This is a genomic window from Rhizobium sp. YIM 134829, from assembly GCF_046546455.1.
In genome coordinates this window covers 1-24,121 of the sequence record NZ_JBKHKI010000005.1, presented here as the reverse complement: position 1 = coordinate 24,121, position 24,121 = coordinate 1, and the positions used below count along the sequence as shown (strand labels likewise).

General features: G+C 64.0%; 22 protein-coding genes, 1 tRNA gene and 1 pseudogene. 3 read left to right on the top strand and 21 right to left on the bottom strand.

The features are described from left to right. Nucleotides 1-6: 6 nt before the first annotated feature. Entirely contained in the window at nucleotides 7-690 is a 684-nt protein-coding gene (locus tag ACLE20_RS10600) for a glutathione S-transferase family protein (protein ID WP_410940507.1), read from the top strand. A gap of 53 nt (nucleotides 691-743) precedes the next feature. Next, on the top strand, nucleotides 744-1,133 hold the full coding sequence (locus tag ACLE20_RS10595) for a RidA family protein (RefSeq protein WP_410940255.1): 390 nt from the start codon (nucleotides 744-746) through the stop codon (nucleotides 1,131-1,133). A gap of 4 nt (nucleotides 1,134-1,137) precedes the next feature. Here ACLE20_RS10595 and ACLE20_RS10590 read toward each other — a convergent pair whose 3' ends face one another. From ACLE20_RS10590 to ACLE20_RS10565, 6 genes and pseudogenes are all read right to left on the bottom strand, one after another. Then, on the bottom strand, nucleotides 1,138-1,719 hold the full coding sequence (locus ACLE20_RS10590; protein WP_410940506.1) for an NAD(P)H-dependent oxidoreductase: 582 nt from the start codon (nucleotides 1,717-1,719) through the stop codon (nucleotides 1,138-1,140). After that, entirely contained in the window at nucleotides 1,719-3,125 is a 1,407-nt protein-coding gene (locus ACLE20_RS10585; protein ID WP_410940254.1) for an FAD-binding oxidoreductase, read from the bottom strand. Before ACLE20_RS10585 ends, ACLE20_RS10590 begins: the two co-directional genes overlap by 1 nt. Nucleotide 3,126: 1 nt before the next feature. Then, nucleotides 3,127-4,431, bottom strand: a complete 1,305-nt coding sequence (locus ACLE20_RS10580; RefSeq protein ID WP_410940253.1) for a cytosine deaminase — start codon at nucleotides 4,429-4,431, stop codon at nucleotides 3,127-3,129. Next, the gene (locus ACLE20_RS10575) at nucleotides 4,431-5,240 is read right to left on the bottom strand and encodes an ABC transporter permease (protein ID WP_410940252.1); all 810 of its coding nucleotides are present in this window, start codon (nucleotides 5,238-5,240) and stop codon (nucleotides 4,431-4,433) included. The genes ACLE20_RS10580 and ACLE20_RS10575 overlap by 1 nt, the downstream gene beginning before the upstream one ends. Continuing rightward, nucleotides 5,240-6,058, bottom strand: a pseudogene (locus ACLE20_RS10570) (ABC transporter ATP-binding protein). Before ACLE20_RS10570 ends, ACLE20_RS10575 begins: the two are co-directional and overlap by 1 nt. Before the next feature lie 68 nt (nucleotides 6,059-6,126). Beyond that, nucleotides 6,127-7,125, bottom strand: coding sequence for an ABC transporter substrate-binding protein (locus ACLE20_RS10565; RefSeq protein ID WP_410940251.1), 999 nt, complete (start codon nucleotides 7,123-7,125; stop codon nucleotides 6,127-6,129). 194 nt (nucleotides 7,126-7,319) lie between these two features. Here ACLE20_RS10565 and ACLE20_RS10560 point away from each other — a divergent pair, with 194 nt between their 5' ends. Continuing rightward, a complete protein-coding gene (locus tag ACLE20_RS10560) occupies nucleotides 7,320-8,258 on the top strand; it encodes a LysR family transcriptional regulator (RefSeq protein ID WP_410940505.1) in 939 nt (312 codons plus the stop codon). On the opposite strand, the gene ACLE20_RS10555 is transcribed toward ACLE20_RS10560, so the two are convergent. The 15 genes from ACLE20_RS10555 to ACLE20_RS10485 form a co-directional block, all read right to left on the bottom strand. Beyond that, nucleotides 8,255-9,052, bottom strand: a complete 798-nt coding sequence (locus ACLE20_RS10555) for a creatininase family protein (protein ID WP_410940250.1) — start codon at nucleotides 9,050-9,052, stop codon at nucleotides 8,255-8,257. The two genes, ACLE20_RS10560 and ACLE20_RS10555, sit on opposite strands and share 4 nt — an antisense overlap. A 556-nt stretch (nucleotides 9,053-9,608) precedes the next feature. Then, entirely contained in the window at nucleotides 9,609-10,856 is a 1,248-nt protein-coding gene (locus ACLE20_RS10550) for an SfnB family sulfur acquisition oxidoreductase (protein ID WP_410940249.1), read from the bottom strand. Continuing rightward, entirely contained in the window at nucleotides 10,853-11,671 is an 819-nt protein-coding gene (locus ACLE20_RS10545; protein WP_410940248.1) for an ABC transporter ATP-binding protein, read from the bottom strand. The genes ACLE20_RS10550 and ACLE20_RS10545 overlap by 4 nt, the downstream gene beginning before the upstream one ends. A 117-nt stretch (nucleotides 11,672-11,788) precedes the next feature. Next, a complete protein-coding gene (locus ACLE20_RS10540) occupies nucleotides 11,789-13,123 on the bottom strand; it encodes an ABC transporter substrate-binding protein (protein WP_410940247.1) in 1,335 nt (444 codons plus the stop codon). Between the two features lie 96 nt (nucleotides 13,124-13,219). After that, nucleotides 13,220-14,269 carry a branched-chain amino acid ABC transporter permease gene (locus tag ACLE20_RS10535; protein ID WP_410940246.1) on the bottom strand — a complete coding sequence of 350 codons (1,050 nt, stop codon included), beginning with the start codon at nucleotides 14,267-14,269 and terminating at the stop codon, nucleotides 13,220-13,222. A gap of 2 nt (nucleotides 14,270-14,271) precedes the next feature. Next, on the bottom strand, nucleotides 14,272-15,168 hold the full coding sequence (locus ACLE20_RS10530) for a branched-chain amino acid ABC transporter permease (RefSeq protein ID WP_410940245.1): 897 nt from the start codon (nucleotides 15,166-15,168) through the stop codon (nucleotides 14,272-14,274). After that, entirely contained in the window at nucleotides 15,168-16,088 is a 921-nt protein-coding gene (locus ACLE20_RS10525) for an ABC transporter ATP-binding protein (RefSeq protein ID WP_410940244.1), read from the bottom strand. The genes ACLE20_RS10530 and ACLE20_RS10525 overlap by 1 nt, the downstream gene beginning before the upstream one ends. A gap of 156 nt (nucleotides 16,089-16,244) precedes the next feature. Further along, entirely contained in the window at nucleotides 16,245-17,348 is a 1,104-nt protein-coding gene (sfnG, locus tag ACLE20_RS10520) for a dimethylsulfone monooxygenase SfnG (RefSeq protein WP_410940243.1), read from the bottom strand. Nucleotide 17,349: 1 nt separating this feature from the next. Continuing rightward, nucleotides 17,350-17,943 (bottom strand): NAD(P)H-dependent oxidoreductase, encoded by a 594-nt coding sequence (locus tag ACLE20_RS10515; RefSeq protein WP_410940242.1) that lies wholly within the window; start codon nucleotides 17,941-17,943, stop codon nucleotides 17,350-17,352. 502 nt (nucleotides 17,944-18,445) lie between these two features. Then, nucleotides 18,446-19,306 (bottom strand): hypothetical protein, encoded by an 861-nt coding sequence (locus ACLE20_RS10510; RefSeq protein ID WP_410940241.1) that lies wholly within the window; start codon nucleotides 19,304-19,306, stop codon nucleotides 18,446-18,448. Then, on the bottom strand, nucleotides 19,303-19,776 hold the full coding sequence (locus ACLE20_RS10505; RefSeq protein ID WP_410940240.1) for a hypothetical protein: 474 nt from the start codon (nucleotides 19,774-19,776) through the stop codon (nucleotides 19,303-19,305). The genes ACLE20_RS10510 and ACLE20_RS10505 overlap by 4 nt, the downstream gene beginning before the upstream one ends. Continuing rightward, nucleotides 19,773-20,321, bottom strand: a complete 549-nt coding sequence (locus ACLE20_RS10500) for a hypothetical protein (protein WP_410940239.1) — start codon at nucleotides 20,319-20,321, stop codon at nucleotides 19,773-19,775. The genes ACLE20_RS10505 and ACLE20_RS10500 overlap by 4 nt, the downstream gene beginning before the upstream one ends. Then, nucleotides 20,318-21,520, bottom strand: coding sequence for a bZIP transcription factor (locus tag ACLE20_RS10495; RefSeq protein ID WP_410940238.1), 1,203 nt, complete (start codon nucleotides 21,518-21,520; stop codon nucleotides 20,318-20,320). Before ACLE20_RS10495 ends, ACLE20_RS10500 begins: the two co-directional genes overlap by 4 nt. A gap of 94 nt (nucleotides 21,521-21,614) precedes the next feature. Beyond that, nucleotides 21,615-23,660, bottom strand: coding sequence for a vWA domain-containing protein (locus ACLE20_RS10490; protein ID WP_410940237.1), 2,046 nt, complete (start codon nucleotides 23,658-23,660; stop codon nucleotides 21,615-21,617). Nucleotides 23,661-24,011: 351 nt separating this feature from the next. Further along, nucleotides 24,012-24,088 (bottom strand) — tRNA-Met (locus tag ACLE20_RS10485). Between the last annotated feature and the right edge of the window lie 33 nt (nucleotides 24,089-24,121).

The window sequence follows — 24,121 nt, the reverse complement described above, 5'->3', positions numbered from 1 at the left end:
CCCAGCTTGCTGCTCTACGACTACATTCTCTCGCCGAGCTGCTACAAGGCGCGGCTGATGGCAGCGCTCGCGGGGGTCAAGCTGGCGCTACGGGCGGTCGATTTCCATCCCGGTGCCGAGCATCGCAGTCCCGCGCTCCTGGCGCTCAACCCGGCCGGCTCGATCCCGATCCTTGTCGACGGCGATCTCGTCCTGACCGAGTCCTCGGCGATCCTCGTCTATCTCGCCGGCAAGGCCGCGCCCGCCTATCTTGGGCGCGGCGATCCGGCGGGTGCCGCCCGCATCCAGCAATGGCTCGCCTTCTCCGCCCGGCTGACGGCAAGCCTTGGCGGCGCGCGGCTGCACGAGATGCTGCACCGCCCCGGAGACATCGAGTCGCTGCGCGCATCCGGCATCGCGGCGCTGCGCGAGCTCGAAGCCGCTCTCTTCGAGCAGCGGATCAAGGGGGAAACCTTTCTTACGGCGGTCCGCCCGACCATCGCCGACATCGCCTGCTTTCCCTATGTCGCGCTTGCCCCGGATGGCGGCGTCTCGCTGGACGCCTATCCCTCGATCCGCCTGTGGATGCGCGCGGTGCGCGCCCTGGATGGCTTCATCGAGATGCCCGGCATCCACCGGCTGCACGAATTAAAGCCCGATCCGCATGACGTTTCAAACCTTATGGAAGCGGAGGCGGGCACGTCGTCTTGAACGGCGCCGCGCTGGACTTATGAACCCTTTCCGACGAGATGCGGAGCACAGTCATGAAGACCACACTCAATCCCACCTCCGTTCGCCGCCCCTTCGGCCAGTATAATCACGGCCTCACCGTGCCTGCCGGCGCCCGCCTGCTGGTGACATCCGGGCAATTGGGACTGACGACGGACGATGTCATTCCCGACCGCGTCGAGGACCAGGCGGTGCTGTGTTTCGAGGCGATCGGTGCCATTCTGAAGGAAGGCGGCATGAGCTTCGAGGATGTGATCCGCATCTCGGCTTTTGTCACGAGGCGCGAAGACTTCGCGCCCTATATGGCGGTGCGCGACCGCTATACCGGGCACATCAAGCCGGTCTCGACGCTGATCATCGTCTCCGGCTTCACGCGGCCGGAGTTCCTGGTCGAGGTGGAGGTGACCGCCGCGAAGATCGACTGACCGATCAGAAGGTCTCCATGCGCGTCCGCACCTTGTCGAGGAAGGCGGCGCGCGTCTCGTCGGTGGAGCGGTTCATGTCGTAGTGGGCAAGGAACGTCACCGGGCTCCAGGGATTGATCTGGGCACGCAAGACGCGCTTGACGATCTTCTTCGGCGGATTGCCGGCGGCGAATGCGCGAAAGGGCGTTGCGCCATAGGTCAGCACCGCGCCGAGCTTGTTGATATGGCGAAGCCGCGACTGCACCCGCCCATTGACCAGCTCGAAGGAGATGCCGGGGACCCAGACGCGGTCGAAATAGCCCTTGAGCATCGCCGGGAAACCAAAATTCCAGACCGGCGTCACGATCACCAAGGCTTCCGCAGCCCGCAGGCGATCGCAATGGGACGACACCAAGGTCGTGTTCTCAGGGTAGTCGTGATAGACGATCCGATCATGGCGCGACATGACGGGGTCGAAGCCCTCGGCATAAAGATCGCAGTCGTCCACCGTATGGCCGGCCCGCTCCAACGCTTCGCGCGTGGTCTTGTGCAAGGCCCCGCCATAGCTCTCTTTCACCGGATGGGAATGAAGAAGAAGAACGCGCATCATGACACTCCCATGGATTCGAGACCCCGGAACAGGAAAGTCTTGCCGGCCGTAAAATCGAAATCCGGGTTTTCCCAAGCGATCATCTTGCCCGGATTGAGCAGCCCCTTGGGATCGGTCTCGCGCTTGAAGGCCAGTTGAACGAGATCGGTCCGCTTCATCCCGCCCTCTTCCAGCGTGTAGCAATGCGGGTTGAAGATCGGGCAGCCATTGTCTTCGTGGATGCGGATGATCTCCGTCAGTCTCTCTTCCGTGGTGTAGCGCACCAGCGGCAGGCCGGCGCACTGGATCTCGCCGTTGAAGCGGATGAATTCGAGATGGCCGGGGACTTCGTCGCCGAAGATCTCGGTCATCCTGGCGACCTTTTCGATGTGATCGGGACCGGCATACTGCACCTGAAGATAGGTGAGCGTGGGATCGACCTTGAGCGCTCTCAGCGTCGTGTGGTTCCAGGCAAGCTCATAGGCATGGGGAATGCCTTTCATGCTGTCGACCTTGTCGGAGCGGAAGATGATCTCGGCCTTCTCCGTGCGCGCGAAGGCCTCGAACGGCCCCATGGCAAAGGGGGCGACCATCAGGACCGCGACAGACTGGCCTTCGCGGATCCACGGCTTGTGGCGGGAAAAGTAGAGATGGGGAACCGGTGCGGCAATCGGCGCGATTTCCTTGGTCAGCAAGCCGCTTTCATGCGCCAGCGCATCGGAAAACCGCACGGCATCCATGAAGTCATCGAAGCCCACGAGCACGTCGACCCAATCATAGGCCGGCGCCAGCGGCATCTCGACCTCCGTGATGATGCCGTTGGTGCCATAGGCGTGCGAGACCTTATGAAGGTCCATGCCGGTGAGATCGAGCACCCGCGGCTCCTTCTCCATCGTCACCACCCGAAGCCTCAGGATATTGCCGATATCGCGCAGGCCGCCCCATGTGATGGAGCCCACCCCGCCCGATCCACCGGCGATGAAGCCGCCGAGTGTGGCGGTTTGCGCGGTCGAGGGATGAAAGCGCAGTTCCTGTCCGGAATGGGCGCGGGTTTGCGCGTCGAGTTGGGAGATGATGACCCCGGGCTCGGCGATGACGCGGCCGGGATGGATCTCCTTGACCCTGTTCATGCTGGCCATGTTGAGGACGATGCCGCCCGAGAGCGGCATGGCCTGGCCGTAATTCCCGGTGCCGGCGCCGCGTGGCGTCACCGGCACGCCATGCGCATAGGCGACCTTGAGGGTGCGGATGACCTCCTCCTCCGACACCGGCGAAACGACGAGATCGGCCGTGACATGATCGAGTTGCGCCTTGAGGACCGGCGAGTACCAGTAGAAATCCCGGCTCTTCTGCTTCACCAGGGCAGGATTGTCCTCGATCGCGAGACCGTCGAGTTCTCTGATGAGGGCGGCATAATCAGGCATGTCAGGCTCCCAGAATGGCATCGAGATCGCGAAAGTCGGGCAGGGCTGTATCGATCGGACGCCCCTTTCGCAGGACGGTCCGATCAGACTGAGGTCGGGAGAGGAATTCGCTCCAGCGGCGCGCGGTGAACAGCACCAGATCGGCGGGCTGCCCGGCGGCGATCACGCCGAGCTCGGGGCGGCCGAGAATGGCTGCCGGCGTGGCGGTGATGATGGAGGCGGCGTGATCGAGCGGATGATCGAGATGCAGGATGCGCACCGCCTCGCGAAACACTTCGACCGGATCGAGATCGCCATAGGCATAGAACGGGTCTCTTGTATTGTCGGAGGCGACGGCGACGCGGACACCGGCGGCGCGCAATTCATGCACCAGGGTCACGCCGCGCCAGCGCGGGGTGCGGCCGGAATGACGGTCCTGCAAATACATGTTGCACATCGGCAGCGACACGACCGCGAGATCCGCTTTCGCAACGAGATCGACAACACGTTTGGCAGTCTCGGCATCCTGCTGCGCCAGCGAACAGCAATGACCGACGGTCACCGTGCCTTGAAAACCATTGCGCAGCTTGGCTTCGGCGACGGCCTTGAGCGTCATCGCACTCGGGTCGGCGGTTTCGTCGATATGCAGGTCGATGTCGAGGCCGCGATCGGCGGCGGTGCGGAAGAGGTGGTCGAACTGGCTGTCAATCTCCGGGTTCATCAGCGGGAACCCGCCGAGCAAGCTACCGCCGGTGTGCTCGATTACATCGAGCAGATCGGCGAACTCCGCTTCCTGGGTCAGGAGATCGAAGGGAAACAGCGCCACCGGCTGCAGTACGATGCGGTCTTTCCATGCTTCCCGCATCGCTTCGAAGACGCCGAAGGAAATGCGATGCTGGGGCGGCAGGCTGTCGAGATGGGTGCGGATCAGCTGGGTGCCATGGGCGTAGGCGGTCTTGAGCGAGAACTCCATGCGCGCGGCGACATCGGCTGCCGTCCAATGGCTGACGCTATCGCTCCGCACGATCTCCAGGGCGCCCATGAAGGACCCGTCCGGATTGGGTGCACGCTCCCAGATGTGGCCCTTGTCGAGATGCGTGTGCATGTCGGTAAAGCAGGGCCAGACCATGCCGCCACGAAGATCGACGAAGGCTTCGAGCGGCACACCCGCGGCGGCCGGCGTGATCGATTCGACCAGGCCATCAGCGATGATCAGATCGACTGCCGCGAGACCCTGCACCGTGGAGGTTACCAGGCCAGGTGCGAGATCGGCGGGAACGGTGGCATTGCGCAGTTGATAGCGGCGCGCAGCGGGAATGGTCAGCATCAGTTTTCCCTCTTCAGGCTGCTTTCATGCCAGCGGTGCAACACCAGCCAGGACAGAAACGAGGTGAGGGAGAACAGCGCCACACCGAGGAAGGAGAGCATGAGAAGCGCGGCGAAGAGCCGGGGAATATTCAGCCGGTACTGCGCCTCCAACAGACGGAAGGCCAGGCCGGAACCCGCACCCGCCGAGCCTGCGGCAAATTCCGCGACGACAGCGGCGATCAGGGCCAGACCGCCGCCGATCCGCAAGCCGGTCATGAAATAGGGTTGCGCCGAGGGCAGCTTGAGATGAATGAGCGTTTGCAGCGGCGAGGCACCATAGAGCTCCATCAGGTTGAGAAGATTATGGTCCACGCTCTTCAAGCCCTGAACCATGTTCGAAAGGATCGGGAAGAACGAGACGAGGAAGGCGCAGATCAACAACGCCACCTGCGTCGTCGGCGCATAAATCAGGATCAGCGGCGAGATCGCCACGATGGGCGTGACCTGAAGAATGACGGCGATGGGATAGAAGGCGAGTTCGATCCAGCGCGACTGCACGAGGAAGATCGCAAAGCCGACCCCGCCGATCAGCGCCAGGAGCAGCGACACCAGCGTGATGCGGGTCGTGACGAAGAAAGCCGGCCAAAGAATGCCCCAGTCATTGACGAGCGCCTTGGCGACCGGCAGCGGTCCCGGCAGGATGTAGGGGGCCACGCCGCTGATCCGCACGGAGAGATCCCAGATCGCGATCAGCACAGCGATGACGCAGGTGGGGACCAGAATTTTCAGAAGCAAGTCCCGGCGCTTGCCAGCTCCCGCGTCCGCCATCAATGCGTCTCCTGTCCATACATCGCCTCGGCCAGGGAGCGCGAAACCCGATCGCAGGCATCGCGATAGGCACCGGAGAGCCGAAAATCCTCGTTCTTCTCGACCTAACTGTCGAGCGTGAAATCCTCATGCACGCGGCCCGGCCGCGGGCGCATGACCACGATGCGCGTGGAGAGATAGGCGGATTCGTAGACGGAATGGGTGACGAACATCACGGTGATGCCGGTATTCCGCCAGAGCTTGAGCAGATCGTCATTGAGTTTCTGCCGCGTGATTTCGTCAAGGGCCGCAAAGGGTTCGTCCATCAAGAGAAGCTTGGGCCGGGTGACGAGCGCGCGGGCGATCGAGACCCGCATCTTCATGCCGCCGGACAGTTCGCGCGGATAGGCCTTCTCGAAATCGGCAAGGCCGACGGTCGCAAGCGCCTCGGTAATTCGGCCACGCGCAGCCTTTGCCGAGAGGCCGGAAAGCTGGAGGGGCAGATGCACATTGCCGTAGACGGTCCGCCAGGGCATCAGCGTCGGCTCCTGGAAAACGAAGGAGATATCGCCGTCCGGCAGACCGCGCGCATTGATCGTCGAGCTTGGCCAGTCGATCTCACCCGAACTTGGCCCGCCCAGCCCCGCGATGATGCGGAGTGCCGTGGATTTCCCACATCCGGACGGACCAAGCAGGCTGATGAATTCACCCGACCGCACCGTCAGCGACATGTCTGTCAACGCGAGCGTGCCGCTGGAGAAAGCCTTTGACACCGACTTCATGGTCACGAGCGGGCGCTTCGCAGTCTGGCGATTCTTAGCTTCTAAACCATGCGGCATCGGATTGCGCTTCGACATGAGGGACGGCGGGATGACATTCGCCAGACGTCTGGCGACGATAGGACGCGTCACTTCTTGAGCGCCAGGCCGACGCCTTTGCAGACGAATTGGGTGGTGAAGGCCTTCTTGTAGTCGGTATCGGCCTTGAACACGTTGATCTTGACCATGGCGTCGAAGAAGGCCTTCTGCCGCTCGTCAGTCATGCAACCGATGCCCTTGGTCAGCGCCTCTCCCGATTCGAGAATGCCGTACTCCTTCATCTTGGCGATCGAAAACGCGATCTGCCCATCGGTCATTTCCGGATTGTCTTTCTTGATCAGCTCGTTGGCGGCCTTGTTGTCCCCGTAGAGATAATTGTACCAGCCTTCGATCGAGGCATCGACGAAGCGCTGTACCAGATCCGGGTTCTTCTCCACGAGCTCGTTGCGGGCGGCGATGGTGGTCGAATAGGGCGCATAGCCGGCATCGGCCAGCAGGAAGACCTTCGGCTGCCAGCCAGCCTGGCGCTCGACCTCATAAGGCTCCGATGTCAGGTAGCCCTGCTGGGCGGAATTGGCGTCGGCGATGAAGGGAGCGGGATTGAAATTATAGGGCTTGTACTGCTCGTCCTTGAACCCCGGGAAATTGGCCTTCATCCAGGCGAAGTAGGTCAGATAGCCGTCCTTGCTCATCAAGATGGTGTCGAGCTTGGCCAGGTCTTCGAACGTGTTGATCCCCTTGTCCGGATGCGCCATCAGGATCTGCGGGTCCTTCTGGAAGAGCGCCGCAACATTGGTGACCGGTATGCCCTGTTCGACGGCCGAGAGTTCCTCCATCGCGCCGCCCATGTAGAAGTCGATTTTGCCGGCGATCAGCAGGGCGCTGTTGGCGGCATTCGGACCGCCCTGGACGATCGTCACATCGAGGCCGTGCTTCTTGTAGGTGCCGTCCGCGACGGCCTGGTAGAATCCCCCATGTTCCGCCTGCGCCAGCCAGTTGGTGCCATAGGTCACCTTGTCCTCGGCGAAAGCGGTGCCGGAAAGCGTCAGGCCAAGCCCCAGAAACGTCGACAGAAGCAATTTCTTCATCACAGCGCGCATTGTGCGTCGTTCCCCTTCTTCACGTGAACGCCGCCATCGACGTTCCTTGCCCGCACTTGAGCGCTTGCAATGTGCGTTGAAAAGCATCAAATTTCGTCCGCATTGATGCTTTTCCGGCATAGCTGCAAAGCCTGTCGCCCATTTAAGCGCTGTGGCTAAAATTTAAGCGGGTGCAAGAGATGGTGTTGCATTCTCGGAAGCTTCTCTACATCGACGAGATCGCCCGCTGCGGCTCGATCCGGAAGGCGGCGGATCACCTGAACGTCGCCTCCTCGGCGATCAATCGGCAGATTCTTGCGCTGGAAGAAGAGCTTGGCACGCAGATCTTCGAGCGCCTGCCGCGTGGACTGCGCCTGACGGCTGCCGGCGAGCTCTGCGTCGAGCATATTCGCGAGGTTCTGAAGAATTACGAGAAGCTCGAGGGCCGGATCCGCGGGCTGAAAATGCCACAGGCGGGAAAGGTATCGATCGTCACGACGGTTGGTCTGGCAGCAGGTCCGTTACCGGAGCTGATGGCACGCTTCATCACCGAGAATCGACGCGTCCGCGTGTCGCTGCGAAACGACGGCGGCTCGACCACCATCAATCCGGTAATTTCGGGCGAGGTTGATCTGGGCCTCGGCTTCAACATCCCCGCGACGCCCGGAATTCGTACGCTCGCCAATTTCGACATCCCCATCGGCGTGGTGCTGCCGCCCGGCCACCCGCTCGCCGAGAACGAGCGCGTGAGCCTGATCGATGTGGTGCAGGAGCGGTTGGTTCTGGCGCTGCCGGGAACCTCGCTGCGCGACATGATCAACCTCATCCTCGCGCCCCTGCCGCTGCCGATCGAGCCGGCGCTCGAAACCAATTCGTCGGAAATGTTGAAGGACATCGTGCGGCACGGCAAGGCTCTGACGCTTCTCAATCCGCTCGACGTGCTGGTCGAATGCAGGCGGGGCGACCTGATCTACCGGCCACTTGCGGATCCCTATGTCCGCCAGCAGCCTTTGAAACTGGTTGCCCGCGCGCGCGCCTCGCTCGACGCCGCAGCCAGCCTGTTCGTCGAGTTCCTGCTCGCCGAGCTCGTCACCATGGTGCGCGAGGTGCAGGGACGTCCGTCCGCGGCCGACAGTCCTTAAGGCTGATAGAGATGCGAGAGGGGATAGCGCGTCAGATCCTCGATCAGGTGGATGAAGGCCTGCGCGACATGACGGCAGTAGAGTGCCCCCTTCTGCGCCGTCCCTTTCGAGGCATCGCCGACTACGCCCTGTGGATTGAGGTCATGGGCGACCCAGGCCAGCGCATGCGGCGGAAGAGGCTGCAGATACAGCGTGTTCTTCACCATCCATTCGGCCTTGGAGACGAAGTTTTCAGCGCGGTCCATCTTGACCAGATCGGGCCGGAAATGAAGCATCATCGAGGTTTCCACCTCGCCGCCATGAATGCCGAATGCCATCTCATGCGCGCTGAAGAGGCCGTCCGGCGCACCGAACCGGCTCCATTGCGTCGCCACCACCGCCATGTTGAAGCGCACCCGCATTTCCCGCGAGACGATGCTCATCACGTCGAGATTGCCGCCATGCGAATTGACGATGATCATCTTCCGAACGCCGGCCCCCGCCACTTTCTCGCCAATCGCGGTCCAGGCGGGGATCAGCAGTTCTGCCGGCAGCGACAGGGTGCCGGGACCGTAGACATGCTCATTGGCCTTGCCGATCTCCTGCGTCGGGAGAACCAGAACGTTCAGATGGGCGCCGAGCTGGGCGCGCACTTCGCCGAGCATGCCCTCAGCGATTGCGACGTCGGTGCAAAGGGGGAGATGCGGCCCATGCTGCTCGGTCGAAGCCAGCGGTAGGATCGCGATCGTGGTCTCGGGATCGAGTTCACGAACTTCCGGACTTGTGAGCTCATTCCAATAGAATCTCTTTGTCATAAACCGCCGCTTTCCCGAGTGCCCGCACGAGGCTTAGGTCAAAAGCCGGCATGCTCAAAGCATCAATTTCCGCGCCGCATGATGCCTTTTTGAGATCTGAAGCCTAGCGATCGACCCCCTCGACGCGGCACCCCCGACCGGAGCCTTTGACCGTCCTTCGGATTTCGGGACCTGTCGCTCCATCCAGGAGACGGACGACGAAATCGCTTCCGCCTCGCATGTGGTGGAAGAACGGATCACCCGGGTTATGGGGAGCAGGATCGAGCGAAAAGACAGGCGCCCTCTGCCGATCTCGACAAATTTCCGCCGTGTTCGAGGGTGCGGCAGTCTTACCTCACCCTTCCATCCTCGCGCGATCGCAGCCCTCAGCCCGGTTCCTGAGGTTTCTTCTTCGCCAGGTGGTTCTTGATCATGACGACAGCGAATCGGACTCCGACTCTCGCAACGACGCCTCGGCTGAATGGCGCCGGAGAAAGTCCGATCAGCGCAGCGGGATATTGGATGGGCTCTTGCCCCGCCGAAACGTCCAGCGGGGCAAGCCTGTCAGCAAAGTCGCTCAGCTCCAGGCGTGGAGCGGCGGCTTTTCGCCGTTCAGGAAGTAATTGCCGAGGATCGCATATTTCCAGCGGACCGGATCATGCAGCGTGTGGGTCCGGGCATTGCGCCAGTGCCGGTCGAGATTGTGCTCTGCAAGCGTCGAGCGCGTGCCTGCCAGTTCGAAAAGCTTGTTGGTTGCCGCGATGGCAATCTCGGTCGACAGCACCTTGGCTTGCGCGGTGACGATCTGCGCTTCGGCGACCGTATCGGCGGTGGGATCGAGGACGGCCCGGTCGATCGCATGGCCGGCTTTTTCGAGCAGAGCCTGGGCCGCATGCAGCCTGAGCGTCAGATCACCGATGGCCTGGATCGTGTAGGGATCCTGCCAGGCATGGTCGAGACCGCTATCGACCCAGGCGCGGCTCTTGGTCCGCACAAAGGCGATCGTTTCGTCGATCGCCGCCTGCGCAATGCCGGTATCGACCGCCACCTGAATGATCTGGAAGATCGCGCCGTCGGCCGTCGGCACCTCATAGCCCTTATAGCCGGGGACGAGGTGCGTCTTCGGCACGCGGACATTGTCGAGGATCACGGTGCCGGACAGCGTGGTGCGCTGGCCGAAGGACGACCAATCGTCGATCACCGTCAGGCCCGGCGCGTCGCGCTCGGCGATCGCATACCAGGCGCGACCTTCCTCATCGAGCGCGACGATCGGCACGAGATGGGCAAGAAGGGCGCCCGAAGAATAAAATTTCTGGCCGTTGACGAGGACATGATCGCCTTGGTCGATGAATTTGGTCTCGAAGTCGACAGCGCGCTTGGAGCCAAACTCGGAGAAGGCGTTGCCGAAGCGGGTGCCCTTGAGCACTTCGGCGAAGAGAAGCCGCTGCTGCGCCTCGTCCGACACCGTGCGGATCGCCGCGACGACACCTAGGTGGTTCTGGGCAATCTGGCCGATCGAGCTATCGGCGGCCGAAATGATCTCGATCACCTTGGCGAGCGTCGCATAGGAGACCTCCGGGCCGCCAAAGGCCTTGGGAACGTTGATCGACCAGAGACCGCTTTGCGAGAAGGCATCCAGTTCCTTCACCGGCCAGATCCGGTCGCGATCGCGAAGCGCGGCCTCGGCGGAGAACTCCTTGGCGAGAGCCTTGGCGACGGCGATGGCCTCGGCGTCGTCGCGGATGATATGGGCGGGCTCTACCGGCCGAGGCACGGCCGGTACGCCGGCAAGGGCATCCTTGGTGTTGACGGTATTGACGGTCATGACAGGGCTCCTGAAGTCGCGGGTGTGGGGGAAGCGTTTGAAAGCGCAGCGAGGCTGATGGCGGCCGATTTCCGGCCGAGATAGAAGGCGCGAACGTCGCTGCGGGCCTTGAGGTCGGCGGCCAGGCCCTCCAGCACGGTGCGGCCGTTTTCGAGGATGACCGCCCTGTGGGCATAGGTCAGGGCCACCGCCGAGTTCTGCTCGGCGACGACGATCGAGAGGCGCTCTTCGACATTGAGGCGCTGCAGCGCGCGGAAGATGTCCTGCACGACGAGCGGCGCAAGGCCCATCGACGGCTCATCGAGAATGAGCAGGCGGGGACGGGCCATCAGTGCCCGGCCGATCGCCGTCATCTGCTGCTCGCCGCCGGAGGTGAGCCCGGAAGCGGTCTGCCGCTTCTGCTGAAGCCGCGGAAACCAGCGATAGACCTTTTCAAGGTCGGCAGCGATCTCGCTGCGTGACGCTCCGCGGCCAAGCCCGCCGGCGACGAGGTTTTCCTCCACCGTCAGCGACTTGAAGCAGTGTCGTCCCTCGAGCACCTGGACAAGGCCGGCGCGCACGAGACTGGCCGGGCTGCGCGACAGCGTCGTCTTGCCTTGGAAAAGCACCTGGCCAGCCGTGACCTGCCCGCGCTCGGCCGGCAGGAGATTCGAGATCGCCTTCAGCGTCGTCGTCTTGCCGGCGCCGTTGCTGCCGAGAACGGCGAGGATCTCGCCTTCGCCGAGCGCCAGGTGGACGCCATCGAGGGCGGTGATCGAATGGTGATAGGTGGCCTTGAGGTTGGTCACCTCAAGAATCGGGCGCGCCTGCGTCATGGTCTGGCCTCATGTCCTGTTTCCTGCCCCTTGGGTAGTCGGATCAGGGCGGGTCGAAGGGAAGAGCCGAAGCCCTCCCCGATGCGCCGGGCGGCAGCGCCGCCCGGCGGGCGCGGATCAATTGGTGACGGTGTCGGCGTCCTCGGCGGTGCGGATCTTGATGCCCTTTTCAGCCGCATAGGCCTGCGAGGACTTCTCGATGATCGGCCGCAGCAGAGCCCAGTCGGGGGCGATCCAGTCGGACACCACCTTCCACTTCGCCCCGTCCCACTGCTGGAAGGTCACGTAGCCATTGCCTTCGTGGTTGTCCCAGGTGACGTTGATCGAGTGGAAGAGATCCTTGGCACCGAGTGCCTCGACGCGGGCCGGATCGAGCTGCAGATGCTCGAAGCCCCAGCGGACCTCGTCGCCGGTGAGCGTCCGCTTGCCGAACTTCTCCTGGGCGATGCGGATCGCCTCGACATTGAGGATGCCGTTGACGATGCCGAGATTGTGGTAGACCGAGCCGATGCGCTTCTTGTCTTCCAGATTGCCCTTGCCCTTGTCGTAGAGGGTGGCGACGATTTCCTTGACGACCGGATATTCGGCGCCCGAAGCCTGGGTGGTGATGGCGGTGTAGCCTTTGGCGGCTTCGCCGGCCGGAATGACGTCCTCTTCCGAATTGGACCAGACATTGCCGATGATGTGATCGACGGGGAAGCCGGTCTTGGCTGCCGTCTTGAGGGCAACCGGGTTCATCACGCCCCAGCCGCGCAGAACGACATAATCCGGCTTGGCGCGGCGGATCGTCAGCCACTGCGACTGCTGCTCATTGCCCGGATGCGGCACCTCGATCTGCTGCAGCTCGAAGCCGTATTTCTGCGCCAGCAGCTCGTAGATCGGGATGGTTTCCTTGCCATAGGGCGAGCCGTGATAGAGCACGACGATCTTCTTGCCCTTCAGTGCATCGAGCCCGCCTTCCTTGGAGGCGATGTAGTTCACGATGCCCGAGGTCTCGCTATAGGGATTGAGAAGCAGCGGAAAGACGTAGGGGAAGACGCGGCCATCGGTGGAGTCTGTGCGCCCGTGATTGATCGTGATCAGCGGCACCTTGTCGGCGGTGATGCGATCGATCATCGCATAGGCGATGCCGACGGAAAGCGGGTTCCAGGCGGCGATGCCGGGATTGCTCTTCAGCCGCTCATAGGCCTCGACGCCGCGCTCGACCTCATACTGGGTCTCGGCCTCCGACCAGGTGAGCTTGACCCCGTTGACGCCGCCGTCGCGCGTGTTGATGAGGTTCAGATAATCGATGAAGCCGCCGAAGAAGCCGGTACCGCCGGCGGCATAGGGGCCGACGCGATAGCTCTGCAGCGGGAAATGCTGCTCGTCGGCCAGCACCGGCGCGACGAGCGTAGCGAGACTGATGCCGGCGGCGAGCGCGGCGATCTTGAAGGTGGAAATCAGGCTCATGTCAGGACAGACTCCTCTGTTCGGCTGACGATGCCGCCAGCCGGTCCTTGATGTTGAAACGATGCATGTCGGAGGCGCCTCAGCGCTTCCTCGAACTCACGCCCGCCCGAAGGCAGCCGCAACGCGTCTTCTGACCCGATCGGAGAGGGCGACGAGCCCATCCGGTTCGAGGATCAGGAAGGAGATGATCAGCACGCCGAGGACGATGCGCTGCGTCATGTCGAGCACGCCGGAATCGAACAGGTCGCCGAAGACGAGGGCACCGAGCCGCGACAGAAGCAGCGGAAAGACCACGATGAGCGCCGCCCCGAAAAAGGCGCCGCGGATCGTTGCCAATCCTCCGATGATGATGATGAAGAGAATCTGGAACGAGCGGTCCAGATTGAAGCCAGCCGGCTCGACGGTGCGCAGATAGGCGAAGGCCCAGAGCGCGCCGGCGATGCCGATGATGAAGGAAGACGCCGCAAAGGCGAAGAGCTTGGTCCGCAGAACGGGAATGCCGATGATGCGGGCCGCCGTCTCATTGTCGCGTACGGCGATGAGGTTATGCCCGGTCTGGACGCTGACCAGCCGCCAGGCAAGGAGTGTGAGCGCCGTGACGATGGTCAGCGCAAAGAGATAGCGCCCGACCGGGCCCTCGAAGGAGATCCCCGCCACGGCCAGCGGCGGTGCATCGATGACGCCGGAGGCGGAATTGTTGGAGAACCAGGAGAATTTGGTGAGCGCCCACTGCACGAAGAACTGGGCGGCCAGCGTCGAGACGGCGAGGTAGAAGCCTTTCAGCCGCAGGCTCGGCAGACCGAACACCAGGCCGACGAGGGCGGCCGAGAAGCCGCCGATCGCCAGGCTGGCAAGCAGGGGCAGGCCGTCGATTCTGAGATTGGCATTATAGGCGGCAAAGGCGCCGACGGCCATGAAGGCAGCCGAGCCGAGTGAAACCTGCCCGGTATAGCCGGTCAGCAGGTTGAGCCCGACTCCGGCGAGGCTCAAGGCGAGGAAGGGAAGCAGCAGTGCCTCGAACACATAGGAGGAGCCGATGAAGGGGACGACGCCATAGGCGAAGGCGAGCAACAGGACCGGTCCGATGAGCTTGAGTGAAACCGATGCCGGAGACCTGGCGGAGAGAGGGAGGGTTTCGGCAGTCATGATCAGACCCTTTCCACCTGTCTTTGGCCGAAGAGGCCGGAGGGACGGATGAGCAGGAAGGCGAGCGCGACGACATAGGCGAACCAGCTTTCGATGCCGCCGCCGACCAGCTCGCCGAGATAGACCTCCGCGAGCTTCTCGGCTGCGCCGATCAGCAGGCCGCCGACGATGGCGCCGAGAATGGAATCGAAGCCGCCCAGAACCAGGACCGGCAGCGCCTTCAGCACGACCAGCGACAGCGAGAACTGCACGCCGAGCCGCGCGCCCCAGAGGAGCCCGGCCACCAGTGCCACCAGTCCGGCGGCCGCCCAGACGCTGGCCCAGATCCAGGGCAGCTTCAGCCCGACGGCAAGCGCCGCCAGCTGATCATCCGCCACCGCACGGAAGCCGAGCCCGATGCGGGTGTAGCGGAAGAAGGCCGAGAGCAGGCCAACCATCGCCGCCGCGGTGGCGGCTGCGAAGAGATCGAACTGGCTGATGAAGACGCCGGCGACATCATAGGGCAGGTCCTCGATCCCAAGATCGAGCCCGTGCACCTGGGTGCCCCAGAGCAGCTGAGCCGCCCCCTCGATGATGTAGGAGAGACCGAGCGTGGCCATGAACAGCGTGATCGGCGGCTTGTTGACGAGCGGCCGCAGGACCGCCCGCTCGATGGCGATGCCGATGGCGATCATGATCGCGAAGGTGATGAGGAAGGCCGCGGCAAAGGGAAGGCCGCGCTCGACCAGGCTGACGAAGGTCAGCGCCGCGAAGAGAAGCAGAGCGCCTTGGGCGAAGTTGAGGACGCCGGAGGTCTTGTAGATCAGCACGAAGCCGATCGCGACGAGGGAATACATGACGCCGGAGAGGAGACCCCCGACCAGGACCTCGGTGAAGAATAGCCAGTCGAAGTCGGCCATCAAAGCGCTCCCTCGTCCTGCTCGGCGGCGACGCCGAGATAGGCATCGATCACCCGCTGGTCGTTGGCGATCGCCTCGGGCGGGCCATCGGCGATCTTGCGGCCGTAATCGAGCACGGCAATGCTGTCGGACAGTTCCATGACGACGCCGATGTCGTGCTCGATCAGCACCACGGTCAGGCCGAATTCCTTGCGCGCCGCGGCGATGAAGGCGGAGAGCTCGCTCTTGTCGGCAGCGGTCATGCCCGCCATCGGCTCGTCCAGCAGGAGCACGCGCGGTTCGGCGGCGAGCGCGCGGGCGAGCTCCACCCGCTTGCGCACGCCATAGGGCAACGCATCGGCCAGCCGCTCCGCGAAGGGTTCGAGATGGAGGAAGCTGATCAAACGTTCGGCCTGCGCCCGTGCCGCGTCCCGCTCGCGGCGCGCCTGCGGCAGGCCGAGAAGCTGGGAAACCAGGGGGGCCCGACCCCGAAAGGCGCGACCGGCCGCGATGTTGTCGATGACGTTCAGGCCCTTGAACAGAGCGAGGTTCTGGAAGGTTCTGGCAATGCCGAGCGCCGCCAGCTGGTCGGTGGGCACCCGGCGATGCGGTACGCCATTGATGAGAACGACGCCGGAGTCAGGGCGGTAGACGCCACTGATGATGTTGATCAGCGAGCTCTTACCCGCCCCGTTCGGGCCGATGATGGCCTTGATCTCACCGGTCCGCACGGAAAGATCGATGCCGCTCAGCGCCGTGACGCCCCCGAAGGAGAGGCTGATCCCCGACAGCGCCAAGGCGGCGACGCCCCGGGCAGCCACCGCGCCCGTTTGCCCGGCAGCAGCGGGCACTGCGGCGGGCAGGTCCGAGGCAGCGGCCTCCTGGTCGGTCGGACTGGCCGAGCCGCCGAAGCGCGAAAAGGCGTGGATGGATGCGGTCATGGTCATCTCGTTGTGAGCAGGTCGGAAAGCAAGCGCTCTTGGAACAGGGGCACTTGCCGATCCCGGCTCGGGTGGCATGAGGGCGTGGACGGTCGTTCGCAGCCCCGGCAAGGGCTGCGTGAGTTCAGAGTTGCTGCCGCCTGGCAGTGTGTCGGGTTACTCGGCGGCGATCGCCGGCGCGCTTTCCTGCTCTTCCAGCGCGCGGACCAGCGGGATCACATGTTCGCCGAAATAGGCGACCTCTTCCTGGAAATGCAGGAAGCCGAGCAGGATGAGATCGGCACCAGCCCGCTTCAGGTCGACGATCCGCTCCGCTACCTGCTGCGGCGTGCCGATCAGGTTCGAGCGGAATCCGTCATTGTATTGCACCAGGTCTTCGAAGGAGGATTTGGCCCAGTTGCCCTCGCCTTCAGGCGAGGCCTTGCCGGCGTTCTTCACCTCGTGGCCAAAGGCATTGACCGCTTCCGGGTTGGCCTTCTCGATGATCTCGGCCAGAACCGCCTTTGCCTCTTCCTCGGTTTCGCGAACGATCGCGAAGGCATTGACGCCGATCTTCACCTGATGGTCGTTGGCGCGGGCCTTTTCGCGAATGTCCTCCACCTGCTTGGCGAGGCCTTCCGGCGTATTGCCATTGGTGAAATACCAATCGGAGACACGAGAGGCCATGTCGCGCGCCGCGCGCGACGAGCCGCCCTGGAAGACTTCGGGCTGCGGATCGATTGGCTTCGGCTTGAGTGAATAATTGGTGAAGCGGTAGAAATCGCCGCGGAAGGTAAAATTGTCTTCCGTCCAGATGCCACGCAGCGCGCGGATAAACTCTTCTGAGCGGCGGTAGCGCTCATCATGGTCGAGCCAGGGTTCGCCGATCGCCTGGAATTCGCCGCGAAACCAGCCGCTGACGACGTTGACGGCAATGCGCCCATTGCTCAGGTGATTGATGGTGGCGATCTGCTTGGCGGCAAGCGCCGGGTTCCAGGGACCGGGCAGAATCGCGGCGATGACCTTCAGCGTCGTGGTTGATTCGAGCAGCGCATGGCTGAAAGAGACCGATTCATGCTGATATTCGGCGCCATAGCCTGCCGTGAAGCGAATCTGGCTCAGTGCGTAGTCGAAGCCGCTGCGCTCGGCGATCCGGGCGAGCTCGCGATTATACTCGATGGTCCAGGAGGTTCTCTGTTCGATGTTCGAGATCACCAGGCCGCCGGACACATTCGGCACCCAATAGGCAAATTTCAGGCTGTCGCGCTGAGTAGCGGTCATATTACAGTCTCCCTGTAGACAGAAGTTTGGGCGCAGAAACAGCCGCGTGATGGCGCGGCGCCTCCATGATCTTCGGCGCGGCCAGCGCCAGAACCTCGGCGGCAACCCGGTCGATCCGGGCGGCGATCTCTGCATTGACGAGGCGATGCGCGGTGAAATCCGCGACGGTGGCGTAGACCGTCGTTGGAACGACGAGGCTGTTGAAGAAGGCAAAGAGTGGCCGAAGCTGGTGGTCGAGCATCAGCCCGTGCAGCGCCGTTCCCCCGGTCGCGGCATGCGCCACGACCTTGCCGCTAAGCGACCGGTAATCAACGAGATCGAAGAGATGCTTGAGCGCGCCGGTATAAGACGCACGATAGACCGGCGACCCGACGACGAGAACATCGGCCGCCTCGATGCGCGCGACGATGTCGCGCCCCTCGCCGTCCAGTCCATCGCTGCGCAGCGCCCGGAACAGGACGGGTGCGGCATCGACGAGGTCGATCCGATCCACGTCCAGGCCAAGCTCGCGACCGATGGCCGACGAGATCAGATCCAGAATGTCGCCCGTGCGGGACGGTCGGCTCGTGCTGCCGTTGATGGCGATGATGTTCATGACGGCTCCTTCAATTCTCATTGTCTATAGATTTTGAGATCTAACAAAGAACTTGCTTCTAAAATTCTCGCAATCCGGAGCTAATGGTTGCTCAGGCTTTGGCCGATTGGAAATGGCGAGCCCGCCCATCGACCGACGCGGCAGCCGGCCTCGCCCGGCCAAGTGCTGACCGGCGATCGCTCTGCTGCAAGCAAAGAGGGGCATGCAATCTCCGGATCGGCTTAGGTTTTTTCCCGGGTTGTGACGCCGAAACGCCTCGACCACGCCGCTCGGGAGGATGTGGTCTGGAAGTCTGAAGGCGACAATGAGAAAAGGGTAAGGCTGCCAGGGTAGGGAACGCCTCGTGCCAAAGGCATCATGACGCTCGATCCGATTGAGGAATGACCGCGACCAGCTCTGAGTTGCCACGGGCCGCCCTGCTGGCCGGTCAAGCCTGTGGCGATGTCGGCGCCTGGGCGAGTATAATGGATTGCTCCCGAGCGATAGACATCGTCCAAGCGCCCTATTCATCCATCAGGAACAAACGGTAGCGGCTGCGTTCGGTGGTGGTGAGGAAGAGGTCGTCGGCGCAGCGATTGGCCTTGACGGCGTGCCAGCGGCCGTTCTGCTTCTCAAGCACTGCTTCCAGCAGGGCGGTCTCCGGGTCCTGTTCGCACTTGCCCCAGATCGCAGGATCGATCGGCCTCCCATCCAGCTTGCGACGCACGGCGCCGCGGAAATAGGCGGTCCGGCCGTCGCTTCGCAACAGCTCGACGATGAAGACGATCGGGGTGCGCCCGTTAAGGTCGGCATTGGCCTCCCTGACCGCATCCAGAATGGCCTTGCGCTCCGGATTGCCCTTCGCAACGTCGTGGATTCCCGCTTGCTCCACCGTGGAGAGGCGATTGAAATGCGGCGGATGAAGCATTTCGGCGATGTCCTGGGCGGACCAATAGCTCCGCTGTTCGCATTCGAGCGGGTCGTAACTGCCCCTGCTGTCGAGATCGATCCAGCCATCGACCGGGTCTCGAACGAAGTTGACCTGCATGTCCGCCGGGTCAGTGGAGTCGCGGCAAAGCCTGCGCCGATCGGTCAGGGCGATCTGGAAGGCGATGAAGGCATTGTCCTCGCCCGCCTCGTCCCGGCCGTAGCGCGCATCGACCACGTGGATCTCCGCTGCGCGCGCAGGCGGCAGACGGCGGAAGAGGATGGCGAGCAGCGCTGCCGCGCAGGGCCGCACGTCGCTCGCCTCGGGCAGGCGCGTGGCCTCTGCGGCCGGGAAGGCGGCCTGGCACCCCGCAGGCTGTGGCGACGCTTCCGCAACCGGCGGCGCGGAGATGGCAAGGAGCAGGGACAGGAGGATGCGGACATGGCGAGTGGTCATCGAGGGCCCTCCGGCGGCTTGCGTCGATCGGCAATGAAGGTCGGCAGCCGCGCGAGCAGCATGGCGAGGCCGAGCGCTGCGACGGCGGCGGCGGCGAACGCTGCGGGCGCGAGCAGGGGGAGTGCGCCGCGCGTCCTGCCTGTCAGAAACAACGGGGCAAGGATGAGGAGCCCCGCCAGGCCGCTGAGACCGGCTGCAAGCGTCAGGCGCGACACCAGCCTCCAGCCACGGCGAGCCAGCACGCCATCGAGCCGGCCGCCGAGAAAGGCGGGTGCGGCCCCGATGAGATAGGCGGGCGGCAGGACGCTGGCGATCAGGCCGGGGCCCAGCGGCGCTGCGCCGAAGAGCTGCAGGGTCAGTACCGCGGCGACCGGCGGCACCGTGAGGGCGAGAAAGGTGGCGTGAAACGGCATCAGCCGCGCGGCGGGCGCAGGGCTTCCGGCTGCGGCTGCATCCGACACCTTGCTCACGGCAGCGGCGCCGTGACGCCGTCATACTCGATCTTCGCCACGGTCGCGGCCTTCAGCGCCTTCTCAATGAGCGGGAGGCCGGTGTTGTCGTCGAGCAGAACGGTGATCCTTTCGCCTGGAACATTGCCGCTCAACTTCGGCGGGGTGAATTCATAGGCTGTGCCGGCGATGCCATCCATTTCGCTGGAGCCGATCCGCTGGCACGCGTTGACGGTCTCCGGCGAGGGCGTGCCCTTCTTCATGATCGCGCGCGCGGCCTCGTCGAGTTTCATTTTTCCCCAGCTGTCCTTGGGGCCGACGCGGGAATAGAGCGCGTCCGGCGTCAGAACCATCTCGGGGGCGTCGGCCATGCCGGGGACCGTGATCGTCCGCTTGACCGCCGGCATCTTGTACATGGCGGCATAGGCGTCGAAGATCGGCTGACAGTCCGACGCGGCCTGCGCGGGTGCGACGATTGTTAGAAGGAGGATGCCCAGCACGGGTATGCTTGTCGGCAGACGCATCATGGGTTCGGTCTTTCTCTCGTGGTTCGTTTCCGTGGTCATTTGCCCACCCCCATGCCGGGCAGTCCGAGGCCGAGGCAGAAGGTGTTGCTGCGCTTGGCGCGCCAGACGCAGGCTTCGCCGCCGCCATATTCGGAGGCGAAGCCGGCAGCGAAGATGCCCTCGCCACTCGGATTGCGGGCGACCACGGTCCCGCCTTCGGACTTGTCGCTCTGGCCGATCGTGGCGACGGGGTTGCCGGCTTTGTTGTAGGCCGCGACGCTGCGCTCCTTGCCGACCAGGGCCGCCGCCCCGGTGCCGTCGGTAGCGAAGGCCTGGACAAGCCCGCTGCCATCCTGCTGGCCGGAGAGGATGGCCGCCGAGCGGCTGCCGTCCGACACGCCCGCCGCCACGATGCCGGCGCCACCCTGATCGGGATTGGCACCCGCCGAGACGACCTGCTGGCCTTGCGTGTTGAACAGCCGCAGCGCCACACCCTTGCCGGGCAGCGTGCCGAGCGACGCGGCGGGCTTTTCCCCCTGGCTGAGCTTGAGGCCGAAGAGGTCCTCGTCCGCCGCGAGATCCGTGTGTTTCTCACCCGATGTCAGATGGAGGCCGACCTTGTCGCTGGCGATCACGTAGGCGCTAGTCTTGCCGCTGTCGCTCTGCACCTGCAACTGGCCGCCGCTCTCGCCGATGCTGGCGGCGAAACTGCCATGCGGGCTGAACGCTGCGATCGACGCGCCATCACCCACGAAGCCGATACCGATCGCGCCCTGCCCGGTCGCACCCTGAAACTGGCTGTTGCCGTAGGCATCCACCTGGAAGAGGGCTTTTCCGGAGGCGCTGACCACATTGAAGGGGGCGTTCGCCGTACCCTTGGCCTTCTCGAGCGCTTCGACCCGGGCGATTAGATTGTCAATTCTGGGATCGGCCACAGGCTTTCCGCCTGGCTGGGCAGATTCCAGCTGCGCGACGCGTCGCTTGAGATCGGAGACTTCATTTTCCAAGGCTTCGACTTTGTCTTCCAAGGAAATGAAGCTTGAATTTGCGTCGTCGATCCAATCCTTGAGCATCTGCGTGTATGACCACATGTTCCCCACGAAGGCCGGGTAGTCCACCACAAGTCCTGCCGGCTGAAAGCCTTCTGCAAGGATCGGGAAATCCTTGGTTCCCGACCACTTGGGAACCGGCGCGCCAGGCTCGGCGATCGCCGTCCCGCACATGAGCAACGAACAGAGGATCAGCAGCAGGCGTTTCATGCGAGGTCTCCGTATTGTGCGGGCCGCACGGTGAAAAAGGCAGGATGCTCGCGGCGCCCATCCAAAGCAGGTTGAAGGCGCAGCCACGGGATCGTCATTTCAGAGCAATTCTCATTTCGAGGGACTGACCTTCGGGAAGGTCGATGGTCGCTGCGCCCTTGCGCCCCTGCTCGTCGGCGGCATTGATCCGGTATCGGCCGGCCGGCAGGATGATGGCGTAGTCGCGCGACGTTCCGGCCTCCGCGACCGGTTTCTCCGCAAAGCCGCCCTCCGTGGTCGTCGCGAAGATTGATATCACCACGTTCAGCGGCGCCGGGGCGCCCGGCTCTGGCATTGCCGAAATGGACAGGCGGGCGGCGCCCACGTCGAGGCGCTCGCGGGCTTTCGCGCCGGGAGCGAGCGTCAGCCGCCGTGTGACGCTGGCCGCGCCGGATGTAAGCGTCACCGCCCAGTCGCCCGGCAGCAGGGTCAGGTGCGGCAAAGCCTCGGCCTTGTTCTCCAGTGCCGCGCCGGCTTGCGCATTGCCGATCAGCTGAACGGGCCGCACCGTCCAGGTCGCATCGCGCCAGTCCGTGAAGCTCGGCGCATCCGGGCCGAGGCTGCCTTCCAGCACGAGCTCCGCCGAGGGCAGGTCGAGCCGGACGGTTTTCGTCGCGCCCGCCTCGGCCGTGACGGCCTGTTCGATGACCGCGCCGGCAATGGCAAGCCGGGCCGTGTAGGCGCCGGCCGAAACGAGAAAGGTCGGCCGCGCCAGCGCCTCCGCCGTCAGGGGCGCGGTGTCCGCCTGTCCGGCAAGCGTCCAGGAGAGGCCCGCTCCGGTCTCGATCGGCGTCGTCTCTCCCGGCAGGGCAGCCTCCAGAGTCAGTTTCCCCAGCTGGAGGTCGAGCACGCTCTCGACGGTGTTGCCTTCGCGGACATTAATGTCGGTCGTCGCCGAAAAGCCGCCGAGCGAAACCGTCGCCGTATAGGAACCGGGCGCGAGCATGGCTTCGGGCGCGAGCACGCCCTCCAGCGTCGCTGGCGCCTGTCCCGCCCTCGGCGCCAGCGTCCAGGTCGGGTCCCCCTTCAGATCGGTGTCGGCGAGCGACAGCCCCGGGGCCGCGACGACCGACAAACGGACAAGGCCGCCCTTCAGCGGGATCTCGTGGCGCTCATCGGGCTGCCCCGCGACCGTCAGCGCCGTTTCCATGTCGATATTGCTGCCTGCGAGGTGCAGCCTATAGCGACCGGGCGCGAGGCTTGGGCTCACCTCCGTCCCCTTGCCGGAATAGACCGTCTCCCCTTTGGCATCGACCACCGTGAACAGGACGGCGCCGGGCACCGTCTTCTTGCCGACGACGCCTCGGAGCAGAACCGGTTTCCGCGTCGGTGGGGGTGAGGCGGACGGTTCCCTTACGGGCTCTGTCGGCGCTGGCCGTGCGTCGCTTCCCGTGTCCGCGGCTTGCGGCGGCTGTGTCAGCGTCTTCAGCGCCCGCTCGAGACCCTCTGCATTCCTGGTCTCGATCGCCTGCCCGCCGCCGCGTTCGGCGATGCAGGACAGGCGCTTCATCTCACCTTCGGACAGGCCGAAACCGACGACATGGATGACGAGACCAGCCTGCGCCTTCTTCAGCGCCTCGGCGACGGCGCAGGGGTCCTCACGGCAGGTTTCCAACCCATCGCTGACCAGCATGATCGTGCCGCCGCCGGCCGGAAGGAGGCCAGCCGCATGGCGCAGTGCGCCGGAGAGCGGCGTCTTGCCCTTGGCGCGCAGCGGCTCGAGGGCCTGGCGGATGGCTGCAAGATCCACCGGAGCAAGGCCTCTGATTGTCTCGATATCGCGGCAGTCACTCTTGCGGCGGTGGCCGTAGGCGACGAGACCGACCGGGCGATCGATCGGAAAAAGCGAGAGTGTATCGAGGAGAATACGCCGCGCCGCATCCAGCCGCGTCTCCCTGCCCAACTTCGCAGCCATGCTGCCCGAGGCATCGAGCACGACGATGACCGGGCCGCGTCCGACAGGAAGGGCTGCGCGGTCGCCCGCCTCACCGCGCGAGCCGGAGACGCCGAAAAGAAGCGTGAGAACGACCACCAGGACGCGCCACGCCGCCGTCGACAGGACGAACCGCGGTGTATCTGTCGTCTGGCGATGCAGTATCATGAAACGTCATCCGACCGGCCGGCCGGATCATCATGAACCGCCTCCTCAGCCCCGCCTCCGCTAGCACCGGACATGCCGGGCCCGCGTGTCGTTTCTGTCAGAAACGGGTTCGGAATCTGTCATTTACGAGAGGGCGAATGCGGGGCGCAGGTGATTGGAATGACTAGGCGGTGTTCATGGAATGCGCAGCAGAAGCGTGGTGGGCCGTGTGACTAGGGGGAGGTTATCGATTGACGCGACGATTGTGGCGACGAGGTCGCAACCATCCCCCCTCCCGCTTCTACGGCAGAACGCAGAGAGCCCCGCCGGGGGGACCGGACGGGGCTTTGATGTTTGGGAGTTTGGCTTGTTTGGTTGCGGGGGCAGGATTTGAACCTGCGGCCTTCAGGTTATGAGCCTGACGAGCTACCGGGCTGCTCCACCCCGCGGAATGTTTGGTAAGGGCGTTGTGTTGAGAGAAG